A 20,191-nucleotide genomic window follows, 5' to 3' on the forward strand; every position below is an offset into this window, starting at 1 on the left:
ACCATGAGCCGCCTGCTGATTCGCAATGCCCGTCTGGTGAATGAGGGCCGGGAGTTCGATGCCGACGTACTGGTCGCCAATGGCCGCATCGAGAAGATTGCCGCCAGCCTCGAAGGCTATAACGAGCCGGTGGAAATTGACGCCCAGGGTCAATGGCTGCTGCCAGGCATGATCGACGACCAGGTGCACTTTCGCGATCCTGGCGCGCCCGACAAAGGCAGTTTCTACAGCGAATCCCGTGCGGCGGTGGCCGGTGGAATCACCAGCTTCATGGACATGCCTAACACCCACCCTGCCACCCTGAACCTGGAAGCCCTGGCGGATAAGAAGCGCCGCGCCGCGTTGCACTCGGTGGCCAACTACGGTTTTCACTTTGGCGTGAGCAACGACAACCTGGACATCGTCGCCGCCCTCGATCCGCGTGAAGTGGCCGGGGTCAAAGTGTTCATGGGCGCCTCTACCGGCAATATGCTGGTGGATGACCCGCGGATTCTCGAGCGGCTGTTCGCCGAAGTACCGACCATCCTCCTCGCCCACTGCGAGCACACGCCGAGCATCCTCGCGAATGAACAGCGCCTGTGTGAGCGCTTCGGCGAGCACATTCCCGCCGTCGCCCACCCCCTAATCCGGGATGCCGAAGCCTGTTTTCGCTCCTCGTCTTTTGCGGTGGAACTGGCCCGGCGACACGGCACGCGCCTGCACGTGCTGCACCTGACCAGCGCTCGCGAGTTGGCCCTGTTCGAAGACAAGCCGTTGGCCGAGAAGCGCATCACCGCCGAGGTCTGCCTGCACCATCTGCTGTTCGATGACCGCGACTATCATCGCCTCGGCCACCAGATCAAATGCAACCCGGCGATCAAGACCCGCGCCGACCGCGACGCGCTGCGCCTGGCCTTGCTGAGTCATCGTCTGGATGTGATCGGCAGTGATCATGCGCCGCATACCTGGGCGCAAAAACAGTTGGGCTATCGCCAAGCGCCGTCAGGCCTGCCGCTGGTGCAGCACGCGCTGCCTGCGTTGTTGGAGCTGGTGATTGACGGGCATTTGCCACTGACCACACTGGTGGCAAAGACCAGTCACCGTGTGGCCGACCTGTTCGCTATCCCGGACCGAGGCTATCTACGCGAGGGCTATTGGGCCGATCTGGTGCTGATCAAACCTGAGCCCGAAGGCAAACCCGTCAGCAGCCAGCCGATTCTCGCGCGCTGCGGCTGGACGCCCTTCGCCGAGCGCAGCTTTCGCCACAGCGTCAGCACCACCCTGGTGTCCGGCCACCTGGCGTGGCACAACGGCCAGGTTGTCGACAGTTGCCAGGGGCTGCCCCTGCACTTTCTGCGTTAAGCGCGGGGTTTGACCGTACCGCAATCGTTGCCCAGCCATTGGGCATGAGTGTCCAGGCTGCCCTTCTGCTGAACGCCGGTGGCATTGAACGTACCGTTGACGGTGGTGGTGAATTCCTGCTGGCTCTGGAAGGTTGCAACGCCAGTGCCTTGGGCTTTCGGGCAGCTGAAACGAAATTTACACTGGTTGCCGGTTTTGTCGGTCACTTGCTGTTTGCAGCCCGATTGCGGGTCGGTCAGGGGAATGGAATCAGACGCGACCTGGGCAGGCGTCAGGCAAACCTGCACGCCTTTGCCGGCCATGGTGATGCCCTGTTTTTCGAGCATGGCGCGCTGTTCGGGCGTCATCTGTTGCTTGAGCTGACCGAGGATCAGCGACAGGTCGGGCAAGTCCTGGTTATCGACTTTCATATTGCTGGTGGTCAATTCCCACAAGCCCGGCGCCAGCATCTGCGCCTGAGCCGCCACGGGCAGCGTCAATCCAACAACCATGGCCAAACCAAGCAGACGAGCATTCATCGGGTAACTCCTGGGTAATTGTGGGCGTTAGACGCTGCAAAGGCGCCAGTGTTGCACGGCAAATAAAATAGCGACATTCGTCGTCGAACATGGTCTGTTAGGCACTTGATTGCCTGGAGTGATGTCGTTCATGGATTTTTTTGGCCCGCACCTGCTCGCCTACTTCATTGCCACGCTGCATTTTCTCGGGACGCTCGCCGCGATCCACGCGGTGCTGACTGTCAGGACCGCCCAAGGCTCGATCGCCTGGGCCTTGTCGCTGATGTTCATGCCTTACCTGACGCTGATTCCCTACCTCATCTTCGGCCGCAGCACCTTTGACGCGTACATCCAGGCGCGTCGCCAGGCCAACCAGGAAATGCACACCGCCATCACCGCGCTGAACTGGCGCCCGTGGGTCGAAGAAGCTTTGGCGGCGCGCAACTCCAGCGCCTATGCGTCTTTGCGCGCCATGCCCAAATTGGGCCGCATGCCGTGCCTGGCCAACAATGACGTGCGCTTGCTGATTAATGGCGATGCCACGTTCAGCGCGATTTTCGCGGCGATTCGCCAGGCTAAGACGGCGGTGCTGTTCCAGTTTTTTATCATTCATGACGACGATCTTGGCAGGCAGTTGCACGCCCTGCTGAAGGAAAAAGCTGCCGAAGGCGTGGATATTTACGTGCTCTACGACCGCATCGGTAGCCATGCCCTGCCCCACAGTTATGTGCAGTCGCTGCGCGACGCCGGGGTCAAAGTCAAAGCGTTCGCCACCCGCAGCGGCTGGCTCAATCGGTTCCAGGTCAACTTCCGCAACCACCGCAAAATCGTGGTGGTCGACGGCCTCACCGGGTTTGTCGGCGGGCATAACGTCGGCGACGAATACTTGGGCAAAAAGCCGCCACTGGCGCCGTGGCGCGACACCCATGTGCAGGTCACCGGCCCGGTGGTGGCGTGCCTGCAGGAGTCGTTTGCCGAAGACTGGTTCTGGGCCGCGCGCGAGCTGCCGCCGCTGATCCTGCCTGATACATACCCTGAAGACGGCGTGCTCTGCCAACTGCTCGCCAGCGGCCCGGCCGATCCGTATGAAACCTGCTCGCTGTTTTTCGTCGAAGCTATCCATGCGGCGACCGAGCGCGTGTGGATCACCAGCCCGTATTTCGTACCCGATGAAGCGGTGTTCGCCGCCCTGCGCCTGGCGGTTTTGCGCGGGGTCGATGTGCGCCTGCTGCTGCCGTCGCGGCCTGATCACCGTATCGTCTACGCCGCCTCCAGCCTCTACGCCATCGAAGCCGTACGCGCTGGCGTGCGCGTGTTCCGCTACAAGCCGGGCTTCCTGCACCAGAAGGTGGTGCTGGTGGACAGCGAAATCAGTGCAATCGGCAGTGCGAACATGGACAACCGTTCGTTCCGGCTGAATTTCGAAGTGATGTTGCTGACGGTCGATGAAGCGTTTGCCAGCCAAGTGGAGCAGATGCTGCTGGACGACTTCGCACAGGCGCATGAAGTCAGCCAGGAAGAAAGCCGCGAGACCCGTCGCCTGCAACAGCTGGGCATGCGGGTGGCGCGTTTGATCTCACCGATTCTCTAACAAACAACACAGAAAAAAATGTGGGAGCGGGCTTGCTCGCGAATGCGGTGTATCAGGACCAAATAGATTGGCTGAACCACCGCATTCGCGAGCAAGCCCGCTCCCACATTTACATCTTCAGCGTTTCATAACCGTGTTTCAGCGGTAGATATCTTCCCGCGTCCACGGCAGTTCATGGCTGCCATCAGCGTGAGGCTTCACTGCCAATATCTGGTGCAAGTTGATCCAGCCCCGCGCAAACGCATACGCGCAACCGGCCAGGTACAGCCGCCAGATCCGCAACGCTTGCTCCGGCACCATCTTGGCTGCCGCCTCCAAGTTGTCTTCCAGGCGTTCACTCCAATGGTCCAGCGTGCGCGCGTAATGCAGGCGCAGGCTTTCGACGTCGACCACTTCCAGCCCGACTTCGCTGATTTCCGCCGTCATCATCGCCAGGTGCGGCAGCTCGCCGTTGGGGAACACATAACGCTCGATAAAATCGCCGGCGCCACGGCCCACGGGGCGACCGTCGGTGTGCTTGGCGGTGATGCCGTGGTTCATCACCAGGCCGCCTTCGCGCACGGCGCCAAACAGCACCTTGCAGTACTCCGCCAGGTTGGCGTGGCCAACGTGCTCAAACATGCCCACGCTCACCACTTTGTCGAAACGACCGTCCTGCGGCAGGTCGCGGTAGTCGAGCAGTTGCAGGTCTACCTGGTCTTCCAGCCCCTCGGCCTTGACCCGTTCACGGGCCAGCGCCAGCTGCTCTTTGCTCAGCGTGATCCCAAACACTTTGACGCCGAACTCGCGCGCCGCAAAACGCGCCAACCCACCCCACCCACAGCCGACGTCGAGCAAATACTCGCCTGGCTGCAGCCGCAACTTGCGGCACAGGTGGCGAAATTTGTCTTGTTGGGCCTGATCGATGGATTCGCTGCCGGTTTCGAAATAACCGCAGGAGTACGCCATGTCCTGGTCCAGCCACAGCTGGTAGAACTCGTTGGACAGGTCGTAATGGTAGGAAATGGCCGCAGCATCAGTGGCCTTGTCGTGGATCGAGCGCACCGGACGACTCCCCTCGTCGTCATCAATCAGGGCGTGACTCAGCTCGTCACATACCCGGATCACCTCGCTGATGGAGCCTTCCAGCTCCAGTCTGCCCTCGACGAAGGCTTCGCCCAATGAGTCCAGCGTTGGATGAGTCAGGCTGGACACGACCGTGGGGTCCTTCACCACGATCGTCACACTGGGCTCGGGGCCCAAGTTAAATTCGTGGCCGTCCCAGAGTCGAAGACGCAGCGGTAGCTTGAGATTCTGTAAGGCCGGTGGAAGTTGCGCGAGCATGAGTAGTCCCCCCTTGTTTCAGACGTCTGGAGTGAGGGTAGACCATCCGAAGACAAAGTAGGAGGCTATCGGATTGATAGCACTAAACTATGAGGCTCGATGCTCGAGCAAACCGTCCTGGATCCACTGTTTCAGCCACGTCACCGCTTGCAGTGGCGCACCCTCTCCATAAGTGACTGCCAACCCTGTGCACAGTTCTGAAAAATTCCAGCCGGTGGTCACCATTCCCACCAGCGCGCAGGCTTCAGCCGGCTCAAGGCTGCGGTAATGGCACACATTCTGGTGACGCCACACCAGACACATCTGCGCCCCTTCCAGCGCCTGGCTGTCAGGGAAATCCAACTCATCCCTGCTCGCGCGCCAAATCGCCACGCTATTGAAATGGCACAGCACCTGTTGCACCGAAGGCGCCAGGCTTACCTGCAAACCCGGCCAGTTTTCAGGGGCCAGCTGCGCCATGTCATTCAGGCCCAGCGGCTCACCCGGCGGCGCATCGAATGCCAAGGTAAACGCCCACTCCAACCGCGCCAACTCGGCCAGCGGCGCACTGTGCTCCTCTACCAGATGCTCGACGAGAAACGCCGGGAACCGCTCGCCCAGCCAACGCAGGCTGTAATGGGCCGACGGACAGCGGCGCACATAGGCGTCTGTCAGCACTGCAAACTCATCGTCCCCCAACCAATACCGGATGGCGCCGAAGTCATGCCGCAGCACCTCCTGAAGCCGCGACACATAGGCGTTGTGGTAAATCGCCAGGCCCGTGTCCACATCCAGAGTCGGCCCACCCAGCAAGGTCGCGGCAAACCCACTGTTGGCCACCGCGCTTTCGGATAACAGATGCTGCTCAAACGCCAACTGCCAGTCGATCAGGCGCATAACGCCCTCCTGGCCAGCGCGCTGGCGCCCAGTTCACGGGCCTTGCTCAACTCGGCGAGCAACTCCTCGAACGGCGGGAAATGGTCATCGCGCTCCAGCAATGTCGACACCGGCCCCAACAGCTCCAGCGTCTGTTGATACAGCGCCCACACCGGATCGCACACCGGGTGATCATGGGTATCGACCACGTAGTCGCCGTAATCCATATGCCCGGCCAAGTGCAGTTGGCGGATGCTTTCAGGCGGCAGGCTGCGGATAAACGTCCAGGCGTCGAAGCCGTGATTACGCGAGCTGACATACACATTGTTCACGTCCAACAACAGCTGGCAGCCGGTAAGGTGGGCCAGGGCCTTGAGGAATTCCCACTCGGTGAACTCGTCGGCCTTGGAACGCACATAGCTGGAAACGTTTTCCAGCACCAGCGGACGCTGCAATGCGTCTTGCACTTGGCGCACGCGGCCGGCCACGTGGTAAAGGCTTTCTTCGGTGTAGGGCAGCGGCAGCAGGTCATGCAACTGATGCGCGTTGCCGCGACTCCAGCACAGGTGATCGGAAACCCACGCCGGCTGAATGCGCTCGGCGAGCTGTTTGATGTGTTTCAGGTAATCGGTATCGAGGGCATGCGGCCCGCCGATGGACAGGGACACACCGTGCATCACCAGGGGATAGCGCTCGGCTATCGCATCCAGGTAGTACAAGGCTTTACCGCCCTGGACCAGATAATTCTCGGAGATCACTTCAAACCAATCCACTGCCGGCGATTGTTCAAGGATCTGCTGGTAGTACTCACTGCGTAAACCCAGGCCGTAACCCAGACTTGGAAGGGACGCGGACATGATTCGCTCCAAGGCAAAGTGTCCGCAGCGGTGGGGGGCGTCCGCTGCGGGTGCACTCGGTGCCGGTTACTCGCCGACGGTGCCGCCAGCCTTCATGCAGGCATCAGCGGAGGGCTTGGCAAGGAAACCCTGGCCTTTGCAAGAACCCTGACCTTTGCAAGCATGGTCCTTGGTTTTGCAGTCGTTCTGGCCTTTGCAGGCGTTGATACCGTAGCAGTGCACAGCCGTGTCAGCGGCTTGAGCCTGGGTGACCACACCAGCAAACAGGGTAGCGGCGGCCATCGCAAGGGCGGCACCAGCAGCAGCGGATTTGAAGTTCATTTTTAGAGTCCTCATGATCGGTAGGGGCGCCGGTCTGAACGGAGTGTTCAGTCTCGACATACCACTAGAGTGAGGACCCTTATCGGCGTTACAGCTGTATGCAGATATTTCTGAATTTATTCTTCAAGCTTCAAAAGTGGCTCCTGAAACCGCAGCAAACGCCCGGCGTTGCCCAGTACCAGCAAGGTGCTGAGGTTATGCAAAACCGCCGCAATCATGGCGCCGGCCGCGCCCAGCCAGCCAAACGCGGCAAACACCACGATAGCCAGCGTCCAGCCCAACCCGATGATCACGTTAACCTGCAACGTGTGGCGGCACTGGCGACTCAAGCGCACGCACGTGCCCAGGCGCCGCAGGTCGCTGCCGATCAACACCACATCCGCCGACGCCAGCGCGATGTCCGCACCGCCCGCGCCCATTGCCACACCCACCACGCCCGCCTTGAGCGCCAGCGAGTCATTGATGCCATCACCGACGACCATTGGCCGGAAGCCACTGCCGATTTCCCCAAGCACGCGGTTGAGCTTGTCTTCCGGCAGTGCCTGGGCTTCGACGTCGCTGATACCGACATCCAGCGCCAGGCTGTCGGCCACGCTTTGACGGTCACCCGTCAGCAGCAGCTGGCGGCCCAGGCCCAAGTCGCGTAGCTCCTGCAGGGCCTGGCGCGCTTCCGGCTTGACGCTGTCGGCGAGCAACAGCCAGGCGAGGAATTGGCCGTTCAGCGCCAGACCGGCGATCGGGCCATCGTGGTTCGGCACCTGAGTGGTCACAATGCCCAGCTGTTCGAACAACTCCGGGCGCCCCAAGGCTGCTTCGCCCTGCTCGGTCTGCGCCACCACACCCAGGCCCTGGCGTTCGCGAATATCCGTCAGCCCCAGCATTTGTTCCTGCGTTGCCAGCCCCGCCAACGCACGGCTGACCGGGTGGCTGCTGGCCGAACCCAGGCTGGCGGCAAGATTCAACAACACCTGCCGATCCGGCGTTGTGGTGTCGATGGACTGCAAACGCAGAGTGCCAAACGTCAGCGTGCCGGTCTTATCCACCACCAGCGAGGTCAGGTCCGCCAACTCCTCCAGAAATGCCGAGCTGCGAATCAAAATTCCGTGCCGCGCCGCCACTGCGATCCCGGCAATCGCCGTGGCCGGTGCCGACAGCACCAAGGCGCACGGGCACGCCGCTACCAGCACGGCCAACATTGCCTGGGCGTCATTGGTCACAAACCAGGTCACCGCCGCCAGCAGCAACACCAGCACCATATAGCTGCCGGCGTAACGCTCCAGCAGCCGCGTGATCGGCGGCTTGGAGCGTTCGGCGTTCTGCATCAGCGCAATGACTTTGCCCAGGGTCGATTCGTTACCGGTGCGCGTCACTTCCAGGCGCAGCAAGCCGTCGAGGTTGATCGCGCCACCAAACACCTGCACGCCCACGCTGGCTTCCAGCGGCACCGACTCACCGGTGATCGGCGCCGTGTCCAGGCTCGCCTGGCCCGACAGCACCACACCGTCGGCCGGCACGCGATCACCGGCACGCACTTCGACGATATCGCCGGTGTTCAGCGTGCCGTTATCCACTTCCACAATGCTGCCGTCGGCCTGCACCAACCGCGCATGGCTGCGGGTCAGTTTGCCCAGGGCATGAATCGCTTCCTGGGAGCCAATCACACTGCGCTCTTCCAGCACGTGGCCGAAAATCATGATGATCGGCAGCAATGCAGCCGTCAGCAAGTCGCCCGTGGCCCACGCGCCCATCATCGCCAGGGCGATCAATTGGTCGGTGATGCCATGCAGGCTCGGGTAACGCAGGCTGTACCAGGCCGAACGCATCACCGGCACGGCCACCAGCAAAGAGGCGACGCCGAGCAACAGTTGGCTGACACCGTTCTGGTCCGGCGCCAGCCAGCGCCACACCAACCCCAATACCAATAAGCCCAGGGCTAACATGGCCAGGGTCAATTGCCGGGCAGCACTGCGCTGCTCGGCGGACGTCAACATAGGCGCGCTCATTGTTCGGCTCCCTGGATGATCAAGCGGGAGTCGTCTTTGGGATCGACCGTGGTCACAGAACCGGCCTGGCCGAGAATCTTCGGCAAGCGTTCGCGGTACAGACGCAGCATGAGGCCTGGGTCTTTGACCTGGGCCAGGCTGGCGACGGTGGCCGTTTGCGCTTGGGCATTGGCCAGGCGCTCGCTGGCTTGGGCGTGGGCCACTTGTACGACACGGTCGGCCTCCTGATTGGCGGCTTGGGTGAGTTTTTCCGCGTCGGTGCGCGCATTGGCCACGGCTTTATCGGCTTGTTGGCTGGCCGTCAGCACTGCGTTGAAGGCATTCACCGCCGGGCCCGGCAGGCTTGATTGCACGTCGACACGCGTCACCTCGATGCCCAACCCCAAACCGGTGGAGGCCAAGTCCGCCAAGCGTTTATTGATGCCTTGCACCAGATCGCCGCGCAGCCGCTCGCGGCGCTCGGCGGCGCCGTTATCGCTGCCGATCAATTCCGGGCGCGCTACCAGAATGGTGTCCAGGTCGCGCGCCGCCGCCAGCGCCACGGCGCTGCGCGTCACCAGGCGATCCAGCGCCGGCAGCACATGCTCGCCCTGCAGCACGAACGCGTAGGGTTCGGTGACCTTGTAAAACACCCGCACATCCAGCTGCACCACACCGGCGTCGCCGGTCAGCAAGTAACCGGAGCCTGCCAGCGCGTCGCTCAACGGCGCGGCAAACGTGGCCACACGGTCCGCCTGGGTCGCTGCGTCGGAGCGCAGCAGGTTTTCCACCCGACGCTCAATCACACGGTCGGCTGCTGGCAACAGCACTACTTGCTCAAACGGCTGCGGCCACGCCAATAACAGACCGGCATTTTGAATACGATCCAGCGCGCCAAAGTGCAACACCACGGCGCGGTTCTGCGGGTCGATCTGGCGCACATTGGAAAACGCCCAGGCCAACGCCGCCAACACCGTCACCGCGTACAGCGCCAGGAAGGTCAGGCGCCCGGCCTGGATCCATGGGCTGTCCGGGCTGTCACGCTCACTCATGGCTGAACATCCTTCGGCCCGTCCACCAGTGCGCGGAACGGCGCGGCGTCAGTGCGCAGGATGATTTTGGTGCCCGGTGTCACGACTGTGCCCAAGGTGTCCAGCGAGCGCAGCAGGTTGTACAGCTGCGGATTGCCGGCGTAGGCACGGCCATAGATCTGCGCCGCTTCGACCCGCGACTGCGCCTCGATATCGGCGGCTTTCACCGTGGCATCGGCCTGCACGATGCGCGCATCGCGTTCGGCGGCGGAGCGAATCTGCGCCGCTTCACGTTTGCCCACGGCGGTGCGTTCGGTGGCGATGGTCTCGCGCTCGGCGCGCATGCGGTCAACGGTGGCGGTGAGGGTGACCGACGGCAAGGTCAGACGCTCGACACCGACTTGCGCCACGCGCACACCGTAAGTGGTGAGCAATTGTTGATCAATCTGCTGGCGCAACTGTGCCTCAAAATCGGCGATGCGCACTTGGCTGGCGTCGGTGTTGACCAGGCTGGACAGGTCAAAGCTGGCCGCAGTGGTTTCCAGCGCCGAGCCGACGAAGGTGCGAATCTGCCGCGCCGCTTCATCCGGCTGGTTCTGCACCGCGCGCATAAAGCGCTGCACATTGTCGGCATCGCCCTGCACCTGCCACGCCACATAAGCCTGCACGATAATCCGCAAGCCATCGCGGGTGCCCACGTCCTGCAAACCGCTGGAGGTGGTGCGCAAGCGCAGGTCTACCGGGATCGCCGCTTCGAACGGCGCCGGCCAGCGCCAGCCCAGGCCAGGCTCCAGCAGCACCCGCGACGGGTTACCGAACCGCGTAATCACCGTGGCTTCGCCGGAACGCACCTGCACCAGGCTGGCGGCCGCCACCGCAAACAGCACCAGCAACACCGCCCAGGCCATGCGCCGCCAAGGAAACGGGCCAGCGGCTTGCTCATCACCGTGATGGTGATGGTGGTGGCCGTGATGATGATGACCATGATCGTGAGAATGAGCGCTCAACAGACAGACTCCTTATTGAACGGCTTTACGCGGCGCCATAGGGTCGGCCGGCAAAGTAAAAGAACGCAGATCAATCGTCGGTGCGCCATCGGCGCCCAGGCGGTGATCCAGAATAAGCAGCTTGGCGTGGGCCAAGCCTTGGCTGAGTTGGCCCAGGTACTGTTCCAGCACGAATGCCTGGCCGGCGGTGGCGTAGGCCTTTTGTTCGGCGCTGAATCGCAGGTCGGCCGCTTGCGCGCCAGCATTCACTTCGCGCGCGGTGGCCAAGGCCTGATCTCGCGCGGTGCTGGCTTGCAGCAAGGCCTGGTTGGTCTGTTCGCTGGCGGCGCCGCGTTCGCGGGAGATCAGCGCCTGGGCGCCGATCTGCGCAGCCTGCACGGCGTGGTAGGCGTTGGCAGCGCCGGCCGGTGGGTGAATCGCTTCGACCACCGTGGCCAGAATCTCCACGCCGCTGTTGAGCTTCTGCAAGTCCGCCTGCACCGAGCGGCCGATTTCGTCGGCCAATTGAGTGCGTTGCTCACCGAGCAATTCGTCGAGCGTGCGCGAGGCGAAGTCGTGCACCAGAATGCGGCTGGCAGTGCTGCGAATCAGCGTCGGCACATCGGCGCTGTTATAGGTGGCGGCCAACGCCGCCTGATCGGTCAGGCCAATGCGGTAGACGAACCGCACGTCCATATTGACGATCTGGAAGCTCTGTTTGTCGCCACTGCTGCTGGCGATCACTTGGGATTTGTCATTCACATGGCTGGCGTCCCACAACCGGTTGGCGATCGACGGCGCCGGGCCTTCGGCGGCGGCCAGCTCCGGTGTGGCAGCCTCGCTGACGCTGGTAGCGAGTTCATGCACCACGCCATTTTCGACACTGATGACGCGGCCCAACGGCCACGGCAATCCGGCATGCAGGCCAGGGCCGAACACCGCCACCGGTTTGCCGAAGCGCTCATAAATCCCACGGCCTTGCAGGGGCACTTCGTGCACGCCGGTCAGCGCCCATCCTACGGCCAATACCACCAGCAGCACCGGCAGGAATGCCCGGCGCATGTAGGTAAACGCCCAGATCTGGCGCAAATCGATACCGAAGCGGTTGTGCAACTCATGCTGCAGCGCCTGCAAGGGTTGTGGCGGCCAACGCAGCAAACCGGCAATAAAGCTTTGCGCCATCAACCGTGGCTCGAGACGCGGCTGACGTGGGCTGAACAGCGACAGTACGGCCCTGAGCAAAAACTCCACGGCGACCAGCCCCGGCAACAGGCCGATCAACACGGCCAGGCGCAAGGGCCATACAGATTGCGCGCCGGCAAACAGCAGGCAGATCGCGCTGACCAACAGGCACGCAATCGCCACCCGGCTTAACTGCGCCAGCTGTGAGGCTTCCGGCCATTGCGCAGCCGTTTCCTGCGCCAGACGACGCTCGAACACCAGCAAACCAAAGGCCAACGCCAGCCCCAGCGCGGCGCCAATGCTTGCCGATTGCCCCACGGCTGCAGCGGGCAGTGCCAGGTTCCAGAATTCGACAACGCTCAGCAATGCCAGCAACGACCAGCCACTCAACCACAGCACCGGCGCGCCCATCTGCGCCAGCAGGCTGCTGCCGAAACGTCCGACAAACCGCGCGTAACCGCCCGTGCCTTCAAGCTGCGGCTCGATCAATTCCACCGTTGGCGCTTCCAACGCCTGCGCCCGCCAATCGGCGACCCACCACGCCGATTGCAGCCCGGCCACCAACACCAATAAGGCCGACGCGCAGTTGATCAGCACCACCGGCCAGATCGACAGCGGCGCAAACAGGGCGACAAACAATGCCAGCACCCAAGCGCAAACGGCCAGGGCCGTCAGGCTGATGCCGGCCTGGCGCAATCGACGGGCATGAAACAGCCCCTGCTGAAAACGCGGCAAGCCTTCAACCAAAGCGCCGTCAGCTTCTAGATCCACTTGCATCCACTCACGCCCGTTTGTACACAATTCGTTACGATATAACACGCAGCGTGAAATTTTTGTTCGAAAACAACACAAAACCCCTGTGGGAGCGGGCTTGCTCGCGAATGCGGTGGTTCAGCCAGCTCATTTGTCACTGACCCACCGCATTCACGAGCAAGCTCGCTCCCACATTGACTCTCCAGCGCCTGCAAGAGCGTGACTAACCCCCATAAACACGAGCCATCACTGGTGCAGCCGCCGATTAATCGGCACACTCCAAAACAGTTTTTCGCGGGTAAACGGACAAGGAAGCGTCACCTCCCATGATTTCGATCTATCAGCTCAAGCCGCGTTTTCAAAACTTACTGCGCCCACTCGTGCAGCGCCTCTACGACAACGGCACCACGGCCAACCAGATCACCGTGCTGGCCGGCGTGGTGTCCTTGCTGGTCGGCCTGCTCATTGCAGGCTTTGCCCCACACCTCTGGCTGTTTGCCCTGATCCCGTTGTGGATGATCCTGCGCATGGCCCTCAATGCCATCGACGGCATGCTCGCTCGGGAATTCGGCCAGCAGTCACGCCTGGGCGCCTACCTCAATGAACTGTGCGACGTGATCGCCGACAGCGCGCTGATCCTGCCCTTTGCGCTGATCCCCGGCGTGAGCCTGGCGCCAGTGCTGCTGGTGACGTTGCTGGCGGTGTTCAGCGAATACGCCGGTGTGCTCGGGCCCATGGTCGGTGCGTCGCGGCGCTACGACGGCCCAATGGGCAAGAGTGATCGCGCGTTTGTACTGGGTGTGCTGGCCACCGGCGTGGCGCTCGGTTGGCTGGGCGCGGGTTGGGTCAACGCGGTGATGTGGCTGGTGGCGGCGCTGCTCGCCTACACTTTGGTCAACCGCGTGCGCCAGGGTCTCAAAGAAACGACGTCCCCTTCTGCATAAGGAATTTGCGATGCGCGAACAGCAAGAGCACAGCTTCAGTACCCACGATGGCGTCGAGCTTTTCTACCGGCACTGGCCGGCCACCGCGCCGCTTGGCGATGAGCCGCGCAAGGCGATCCTGCTGTTCCATCGCGGCCACGAGCATTCGGGGCGCATTGCCCACCTGGTCGATGAACTGGACCTGCCGCACTTCGACTTCTTTGCCTGGGACGCCCGTGGCCACGGCCAGTCGCCCGGTGCGCGCGGCGACAGCCCAAGCTTCGCCACCAGTGCCCGCGACGTGCAAACCTTTCGTGACCACATCGGTGCCACTTACGGCATCGAAGAAGACAATTGCGCGGTGATCGCTCAAAGCGTCGGCGCGGTGATCGCAGCCACCTGGGTGCACGATTACGCGCCGAAAATCCGCGCACTGGTGCTCGCCTCCCCGGCGTTCAAGGTCAAGCTCTACGTGCCGTTCGCGCGTCCAGGCCTGGCGCTGATGCGCACATTTCGCGGCAATTTTTTCGTTAACAGCTACGTCAAGGCCAAGTTCCTCAGCCATGACCCGGAGCGTGTCGCGTCCTACGACAGCGACCCGCTGATCACCAAGGCGATATCGGTGAATGTGCTGCTCGGCCTGTACGAAGCTGCCGACCGCGTGGTGGCCGATGCCCAGGCGATCCAGGTGCCGACTCAGCTGCTGATCTCCGGCTCCGACTTTGTGGTGCACCGCAAACCCCAGCAGCAATTTTTCGACCGCCTGGGCAGCCTGAAAAAAGAACTGCACATCCTGCCCGGCTTCTTCCACGACACCCTCGGTGAACGCGACCGTGCCGTGGCCGTGAGCAGCGCCAGGCGCTTTATCCTGCAAAACTTTGCGCACCCGCTGGACCGCGCCTCGTTGCTCGACGCCGACAAGCTGGGCGCCACCTGCGCCGAGTCCGAATCCCTGGCCGCGCCGCTGGCGCGCAACTCTTTGCGCGACCTGTACTGGCGCATGACCCGCGCCAGCATGGGCCTGGGCAAGAACCTCTCGGACGGGGTGAAACTGGGCTTTGATACCGGCTTCGATTCCGGCAGCACCCTGGATTACGTGTACCGCAACAAGCCCACCGGCAAAGGCGGGCTGGGGCGGATGATCGACACCAACTACCTCAACTCCATCGGCTGGCGTGGCATCCGCCAGCGCAAGCTGAATGTCGAAGAGCTGCTGCGCCTGGCCATGGCCAAGTTGCGCAGCGATGATCGCCAAGTGCGCATTGTCGACATCGCTGCGGGCCACGGCCGCTACATTCTCGAGGCCTTGCAGGGCGTATCGCTGCTGCCGGAGTCGATCCTGCTGCGCGACTACAGCGACATCAACGTGCGCGACGGTGGCGCGCTGATTCGCGAAAAAGGCCTGGGGGATATCGCGCAGTTCGTCAAAGGCGATGCGTTTGATCGCGCGGACCTGGCGGCGCTCGACCCCAAGCCGACCTTGGCGGTGGTGTCCGGGCTGTATGAATTGTTTGCCGATAACGCCATGGTCGGCGGTTCGCTGGCCGGCCTTGCTGAAGCCGTGGAGCCCGGCGGTTATCTGGTGTACACCGGCCAGCCATGGCACCCGCAGCTGGAACTGATTGCCCGCGCGCTGACCAGCCATCGCCAGGGCCAGGCCTGGGTGATGCGCCGTCGCAGCCAGGCGGAAATGGACCAACTCGTCGAGGCCGCAGGCTTTCGCAAGATCACTCAGCGTGTGGACGAATGGGGCATTTTCACTGTGTCTCTGGCACAGAAGATCTGAGCATGCGCGAACCCGGTTTATTAAAACCTGCGGTCCTGTGGTTGCTGCTGTTGGCGCCGCTGTTTTTCAGCACCTACGGCTTCGCCACCTGGGTCACCAGCCAGCGCAGCGATGTCGGCACGCTGGTGTTCGGCTGGGAAACCCATATGCCGTTCTGGGCCTGGACCATCGTGCCCTACTGGTCCATCGACCTGCTCTACGGCTTCTCGCTGCTGCTGCCCACTAGCCGCCATGAGCTGAAACAACACGCGCTGCGCCTGCTCACCGCCCAGGTGATTGCCGTGAGCTGCTTCCTGATCTGGCCACTGCGGTTCACCTTTGAACGGCCGGCGCTGGATGGCGTATTTGGCTGGCTGTTTGCCGTGCTGGCAGGCTTCGACAAGCCGTTCAATCAGGCACCGTCGCTGCACATCGCGCTGCTGGTGATTCTGTGGATCATGTACCAACGCCACAGCCAGGGCTTTTGGCGCTGGGTGGTGCACGGGTGGTTCGCGTTGATCGGTATTTCGGTGCTGACCACTTATCAACATCACTTTATCGACTTACCCACAGGCGCCCTCGCCGGCTGGTTATGCGTGTGGATATGGCCGCTGGAGCACCCGAGCCCGCTGTTGAATGCGCGGCTTACGCGGGATCGAAAACGCTGGGGGCTAGGGGCGCGCTATGGCCTGGGCGCCCTGGCATTGGTGATTCTTGCGTTAACGCTCGGCGGCTGGTGGCTGTGGCTGCTATGGCCGGCGGTTTCCCTGGGGTTGATCAAGGCCAATTACTTCGTACTCGGCGCGCCGGGCTTTCAAAAACGGCTCGACGGCACGCTGACGCCTGCCGCGCGCTGGCTGTATGCGCCCTACCTGGCCGCCGCGTGGCTCAACTCACGCCTGTGGACACGCAAGCATCCACAGCCTGACCTGATTGTGGATAACGTTTGGCTCGGTCGAATACCCGCCACACGCGAGCAAGCTTCATTCAAGGCAATCGTCGATCTGTGCGCCGAATTGCCGATTAATCCACAGGGCCGCGCTTATGCATGCGTCCCCGTGCTGGACCTGATTGCGCCGACACCCGCCGAATGCCTGCAAGCCGCTCAAGCCATTGAGCGCCTGCGCGCAAGCGGGCCATTACTGGTGTGTTGCGCCCTCGGTTACTCACGCAGCGCCACCGCCGTTGCAGCCTGGCTGCTGCACAGTAGGCGCGCCACAACCGTAAACGAGGCACTGGCTATTATTCGTACAGCGCGGGCCCAAGTGGTCCTGCACCCCGCTCACCGAGAAGCTTTGGAGGGTTTAGCCCATGCCCGCTGATATGGAACTCCAGGTGGTCGCCAGCCTGCTGCGTCGTGGTCGCTCGCTGGATCAGTTATCCACAGGCCTGACGCTGCTTGGCGTGCTTTTCGGCCTGGCCCAACTGCTGATGGCGAGTGTCGCGCCAATCTGCCTGCTGCTCAGCCTGTGGATGATTGTCCTCGGGCTGCTGCAAAAGTACTGGGCACTGCGCGTAGCCTTCGATGCCGACCTGTTCGCCCTGCTCGCTCGCGACACCGAGCGCACCCCCGACCTCGACCAGGCCCTGCAAACCCTTGGCCTGCAATCGGCCAAGCGGGTCGGCCGGCCCTGGCCCGAACGCCGTCGCGGCGCCCTCAAACTGCTGCGCAAGCAGGCCTGGCTGCTGGGCGCACAAATGCTGCTGACCCTGGCCGTGATCCTCGCCAGCCCGTGGCTACCTTTCGCCGGATAAGGAATCCCCATGTTCGAACCTGTGGTTGCCACCCTGATTACCTCAATGGCCCGCACCGTAACCGGCGCCCGCAGCCTGTGGCTGGGTTGCGCGCCGGTGCCGGTGCAGCGCATCTATTTCGCCAATCACAGCAGCCACGGCGACTTCGTGCTGGTGTGGGCGTCCCTGCCGCAAAACCTGCGCAAGTTCACGCGTCCGGTGGCCGGCAGCGACTACTGGAACAAAAGCGCCCTGCGCCGTTACATCATCAACCGCGTGTTCAATGGCGTGCTGATCGATCGTGAGCGCAAAGACCCTGTGGGTAACCCTCTGCAACCCATGCTCGCCGCTTTGGAAGGTGGCGACTCGCTGATCATCTTCCCCGAAGGCACACGCAATCTCGAAGACGGCTTGCTGCCCTTCAAGAGCGGCCTGTACCACCTGGCAAAAAGTTACCCACAGGCCGAATTGATCCCGGTGTGGATCGCCAACCTCAACCGGGTCATGCCCAAGGGGCGCGTGCTGCCGCTGCCATTGCTGTGCACCACCAGCTTCGGTGCGCCACTGCAACTGGAAGATAACGAAGACAAAACCGCCTTCCTCGCCCGCACCCGCGACGCCCTGCTTGCCCTTGCCCCGGAGCATGTCTGACATGGATAGCCAAACCCTGATGTTGTTCGGCGGGATCGGCGCCATCCTGGTGCTCGCCTCGCTGATCGGCCTGATCCTCAAGTTGCGCACCCGCGGTACGCCAAATGCGGTCGTCGACAACCTCAACGCCCGTATCAACGCCTGGTGGGTGATGGTCGTGGTGATCGGCATCGCCTTCTGGCTGGGCACCGGTGCGGTGATCCTGCTGTTCTACGCAGTGTCGTTCTACGCCCTGCGCGAATTCCTCACCCTTACCCCGACCCGCCGCAGTGACTACCCGGCGCTGGTGGCCGCGTTCTACCTGGCCTTGCCGCTGCAATACCTGCTGATCTATTCCGATTGGTACGGGCTGTTCTCGATCTTCATCCCGGTGTACGTGTTCCTGCTGCTGCCGATCCTCGCTTCACTGGGTGGCGACAGCACGCACTTCCTGGAGCGCGCGTCAAAGGTGCAATGGGGCCTGATGATTGCCGTGTTCTGCGTGTCCTTCGTCCCGGCCTTGCTGACCCTCGACATTCCAGGCTACGAAGGTCGCAACCTGTTGCTGATCGCCTACCTGGTGATCGTGGTGCAGCTGTCGGACGTGCTGCAATACGTGTGTGGCAAGCTGTTCGGCAAACACAAGATCGCGCCCAACCTGTCGCCGTCCAAAACCGTCGAAGGTTTCGTCGGCGGGATTCTGCTGTCATCCCTGATCGGCGCTGCGCTGTGGTGGACCACGCCCTTTAATCCATGGCAGTCGTTTTTGATCGCACTGCTGATCAACCTGCTCGGCTTTGCCGGCGGTATTGTGATGTCGGCGATCAAGCGCGACCGAGGCGTGAAAGATTGGGGCCATATGATCGAAGGGCACGGCGGGATGCTGGACCGGCTGGATTCAGTGTGTTTTGCGGCGCCGATTTTCTTTCACCTTGTTCGCTACTGGTGGACCTGAGAAATACCACCTCAAGCTCAACGTGGATCAACTGTGGGAGCTGGCTTGCCTGCGATGGCGGTGGGCCAGCAACCCATTTGTTGACTGAAACACCGCCATCGCAGGCAATCCAGCTCCCACAGTGGTTTGGGTGGTGTTTTCAAGTGTTCAGCCTGGCAGGTGCCCCAATGGCAAGGCGCCTGGGGTTTTCACGGTCTGGATCGCAAAGTTGCTGCGGATGTCCCGCACCCCCGGCAGCTTCAACAGGCTGCCGGTGACGAACCGCTCGTACCCACGCAAATCCGGCACCACCACCTGCAACAGAAAATCCGACTCACCCGACACAAGAAATGCCGAGATCACCTCGGGCAGTGCGGTCACCGCCTCGCGAAAGGCATTGGCCTCGGTGTCGTTGTGCCGCTCCACCTTCACGCCGACGAACACCATCATGCCCAGGCCCACTTCATCGCGGTCCAGGGTGGCTTGATAGCCGCGAATTACCCCGGCTTCTTCCAGCAGCCTCACACGGCGCAAACAGGGTGAGGCAGACAGGCCGATCTCATCCGCCAGTTGCACGTTACTCAGGCGCCCATCACGTTGCAGGGCTTCAAGAATCTTGCGGTCAAAGGCATCAAGTTTCAGATTTGGCATAAATGAATGGCCGTTAGCTTAATCAATGGCAGACAGTGCCAAGAATAGACGCTTTATAAGCTGACTACGCAAGCACCTGCCCTGCCCTTCACTCCTAGAATTAGCCGACACATCAAGGGGGTGGAACATGACAGAGCTGTGGTTATTTCTGATGGCACTTTCGGTGGCGTTTCTGCTGCCGGGGCCGGACATGATCCTGTTGCTGCAAACCGGCGCGCGCCAGGGCAAAGCGCTGGCGCTGACCACGGCAATCGGCCTGGGCCTCGCCCGGGCATGCCATGTGGTGTTGGCGGGCATGGGGCTGGCAACCTTGTTCAAGGTGGCGCCCTGGACCTTCGACGTGGTGCGCCTGGGCGGGGCGGCCTACCTGTTGTGGCTGGGCGTGCAATGCCTGCGTGCGAACGGGCTGCCATCGCTCGACGCCTCTCACGGCGCACCACCCGCCCATGCCTGGCGCATGGCTTTTCAACGCGGACTGCTGACGAACCTGCTCAACCCAAAGGCCCTGCTGTTCTGCTCGGTGCTGCTGCCGCAATTCGTCAACCCGCAGGCCGGCCCGGTGGCGGCGCAGTTTGCATGGCTGGGGGTGATGCTGGTGACCGTGGGCTTCGCGTTTGACTGTTGCTACGCCCTGGCCGGCGCGCGCATCGGCCGCTGGCTGGCCAGCAATCGCTCGGCGCAGCGCCTGCAGCAGTGGTTATTCGGCAGCCTTTTGATCGGTTTTGCGGTGCGTCTCACTTTTGTGCAACACGCCTGAGCGTTTGCGGCATATTCACGTCATCTTTTGTATCAAAGACGCGTGTAAGATACGCCGCACTTAGCCAGGGATGCTCAC

19 protein-coding genes are annotated in these 20,191 nt (G+C 62.3%); 9 read left to right on the forward strand and 10 right to left on the reverse strand.

Features of this window, described 5'->3' with window-relative positions; genetic code table 11:
- Positions 1–3: 3 nt before the first annotated feature.
- Positions 4–1,341: a dihydroorotase gene (locus AC19YS_RS08180; protein WP_500601420.1), complete on the forward strand. Its 1,338-nt coding sequence runs from the start codon at positions 4–6 to the stop codon at positions 1,339–1,341.
- Here AC19YS_RS08180 and AC19YS_RS08185 read toward each other — a convergent pair.
- Positions 1,338–1,859: a DUF3617 domain-containing protein gene (locus tag AC19YS_RS08185; RefSeq protein WP_500601421.1), complete on the reverse strand. Its 522-nt coding sequence runs from the start codon at positions 1,857–1,859 to the stop codon at positions 1,338–1,340. The genes AC19YS_RS08180 and AC19YS_RS08185 overlap by 4 nt on opposite strands.
- Before the next feature lie 130 nt (positions 1,860–1,989).
- Between AC19YS_RS08185 and cls the strand changes: the two genes are divergently transcribed.
- Positions 1,990–3,429: a cardiolipin synthase gene (cls, locus tag AC19YS_RS08190; RefSeq protein WP_200624103.1), complete on the forward strand. Its 1,440-nt coding sequence runs from the start codon at positions 1,990–1,992 to the stop codon at positions 3,427–3,429.
- Between the two features lie 138 nt (positions 3,430–3,567).
- Here cls and cfaB read toward each other — a convergent pair whose 3' ends face one another.
- The 8 genes from cfaB to hflK (AC19YS_RS08230) form a co-directional block, all read right to left on the reverse strand.
- Complete coding sequence (cfaB, locus tag AC19YS_RS08195; protein WP_106575943.1) at positions 3,568–4,752, reverse strand: C17 cyclopropane fatty acid synthase CfaB; 1,185 nt, start codon at positions 4,750–4,752, stop codon at positions 3,568–3,570.
- A gap of 87 nt (positions 4,753–4,839) precedes the next feature.
- Positions 4,840–5,628 (reverse strand): HvfC/BufC family peptide modification chaperone, encoded by a 789-nt coding sequence (locus AC19YS_RS08200; RefSeq protein ID WP_500601422.1) that lies wholly within the window; start codon positions 5,626–5,628, stop codon positions 4,840–4,842.
- A complete protein-coding gene (bufB, locus tag AC19YS_RS08205; RefSeq protein ID WP_106575945.1) occupies positions 5,619–6,464 on the reverse strand; it encodes an MNIO family bufferin maturase in 846 nt (281 codons plus the stop codon). Before bufB ends, AC19YS_RS08200 begins: the two co-directional genes overlap by 10 nt.
- Positions 6,465–6,530: 66 nt before the next feature.
- Positions 6,531–6,785, reverse strand: a complete 255-nt coding sequence (gene bufA2, locus AC19YS_RS08210; protein ID WP_106575946.1) for a BufA2 family periplasmic bufferin-type metallophore — start codon at positions 6,783–6,785, stop codon at positions 6,531–6,533.
- A 116-nt stretch (positions 6,786–6,901) separates the two neighbouring features.
- Positions 6,902–8,788, reverse strand: coding sequence for a cation-translocating P-type ATPase (locus tag AC19YS_RS08215; RefSeq protein WP_500601423.1), 1,887 nt, complete (start codon positions 8,786–8,788; stop codon positions 6,902–6,904).
- Positions 8,785–9,819: a protease modulator HflK gene (gene hflK, locus AC19YS_RS08220; protein ID WP_169367886.1), complete on the reverse strand. Its 1,035-nt coding sequence runs from the start codon at positions 9,817–9,819 to the stop codon at positions 8,785–8,787. The genes AC19YS_RS08215 and hflK (AC19YS_RS08220) overlap by 4 nt, the downstream gene beginning before the upstream one ends.
- Positions 9,816–10,805: a protease modulator HflC gene (gene hflC, locus AC19YS_RS08225; RefSeq protein ID WP_106575949.1), complete on the reverse strand. Its 990-nt coding sequence runs from the start codon at positions 10,803–10,805 to the stop codon at positions 9,816–9,818. The genes hflK (AC19YS_RS08220) and hflC overlap by 4 nt, the downstream gene beginning before the upstream one ends.
- A 12-nt stretch (positions 10,806–10,817) precedes the next feature.
- On the reverse strand, positions 10,818–12,743 hold the full coding sequence (gene hflK / locus AC19YS_RS08230) for a protease modulator HflK (RefSeq protein WP_500601425.1): 1,926 nt from the start codon (positions 12,741–12,743) through the stop codon (positions 10,818–10,820).
- Between the two features lie 302 nt (positions 12,744–13,045).
- On the opposite strand from hflK (AC19YS_RS08230), the gene AC19YS_RS08235 reads away from it, so the two are divergent.
- From AC19YS_RS08235 to AC19YS_RS08260, 6 genes are read left to right on the forward strand one after another with little or no spacing between them, the layout of a single operon-like run.
- Complete coding sequence (locus AC19YS_RS08235; RefSeq protein ID WP_106575951.1) at positions 13,046–13,663, forward strand: CDP-alcohol phosphatidyltransferase family protein; 618 nt, start codon at positions 13,046–13,048, stop codon at positions 13,661–13,663.
- 10 nt (positions 13,664–13,673) lie between these two features.
- Entirely contained in the window at positions 13,674–15,428 is a 1,755-nt protein-coding gene (locus tag AC19YS_RS08240; RefSeq protein WP_500601426.1) for a bifunctional alpha/beta hydrolase/class I SAM-dependent methyltransferase, read from the forward strand.
- Positions 15,429–15,430: 2 nt separating this feature from the next.
- Positions 15,431–16,729, forward strand: coding sequence for a phosphatase PAP2/dual specificity phosphatase family protein (locus AC19YS_RS08245; RefSeq protein ID WP_500601428.1), 1,299 nt, complete (start codon positions 15,431–15,433; stop codon positions 16,727–16,729).
- Positions 16,719–17,162, forward strand: coding sequence for a hypothetical protein (locus AC19YS_RS08250; RefSeq protein ID WP_169367890.1), 444 nt, complete (start codon positions 16,719–16,721; stop codon positions 17,160–17,162). Before AC19YS_RS08245 ends, AC19YS_RS08250 begins: the two co-directional genes overlap by 11 nt.
- A 9-nt stretch (positions 17,163–17,171) precedes the next feature.
- On the forward strand, positions 17,172–17,792 hold the full coding sequence (locus AC19YS_RS08255) for a lysophospholipid acyltransferase family protein (protein ID WP_500601429.1): 621 nt from the start codon (positions 17,172–17,174) through the stop codon (positions 17,790–17,792).
- A 1-nt stretch (position 17,793) separates the two neighbouring features.
- On the forward strand, positions 17,794–18,726 hold the full coding sequence (locus tag AC19YS_RS08260; RefSeq protein ID WP_106575956.1) for a phosphatidate cytidylyltransferase: 933 nt from the start codon (positions 17,794–17,796) through the stop codon (positions 18,724–18,726).
- A 147-nt stretch (positions 18,727–18,873) separates the two neighbouring features.
- On the opposite strand, the gene AC19YS_RS08265 is transcribed toward AC19YS_RS08260, so the two are convergent.
- The gene (locus AC19YS_RS08265) at positions 18,874–19,347 is read right to left on the reverse strand and encodes an Lrp/AsnC family transcriptional regulator (protein WP_025854407.1); all 474 of its coding nucleotides are present in this window, start codon (positions 19,345–19,347) and stop codon (positions 18,874–18,876) included.
- Between the two features lie 136 nt (positions 19,348–19,483).
- Between AC19YS_RS08265 and AC19YS_RS08270 the strand changes: the two genes are divergently transcribed.
- Entirely contained in the window at positions 19,484–20,113 is a 630-nt protein-coding gene (locus AC19YS_RS08270) for a LysE family translocator (protein WP_179676439.1), read from the forward strand.
- Positions 20,114–20,191 lie beyond the last annotated feature (78 nt).

It is taken from the genome of Pseudomonas sp. MF08831, assembly GCF_059862645.1.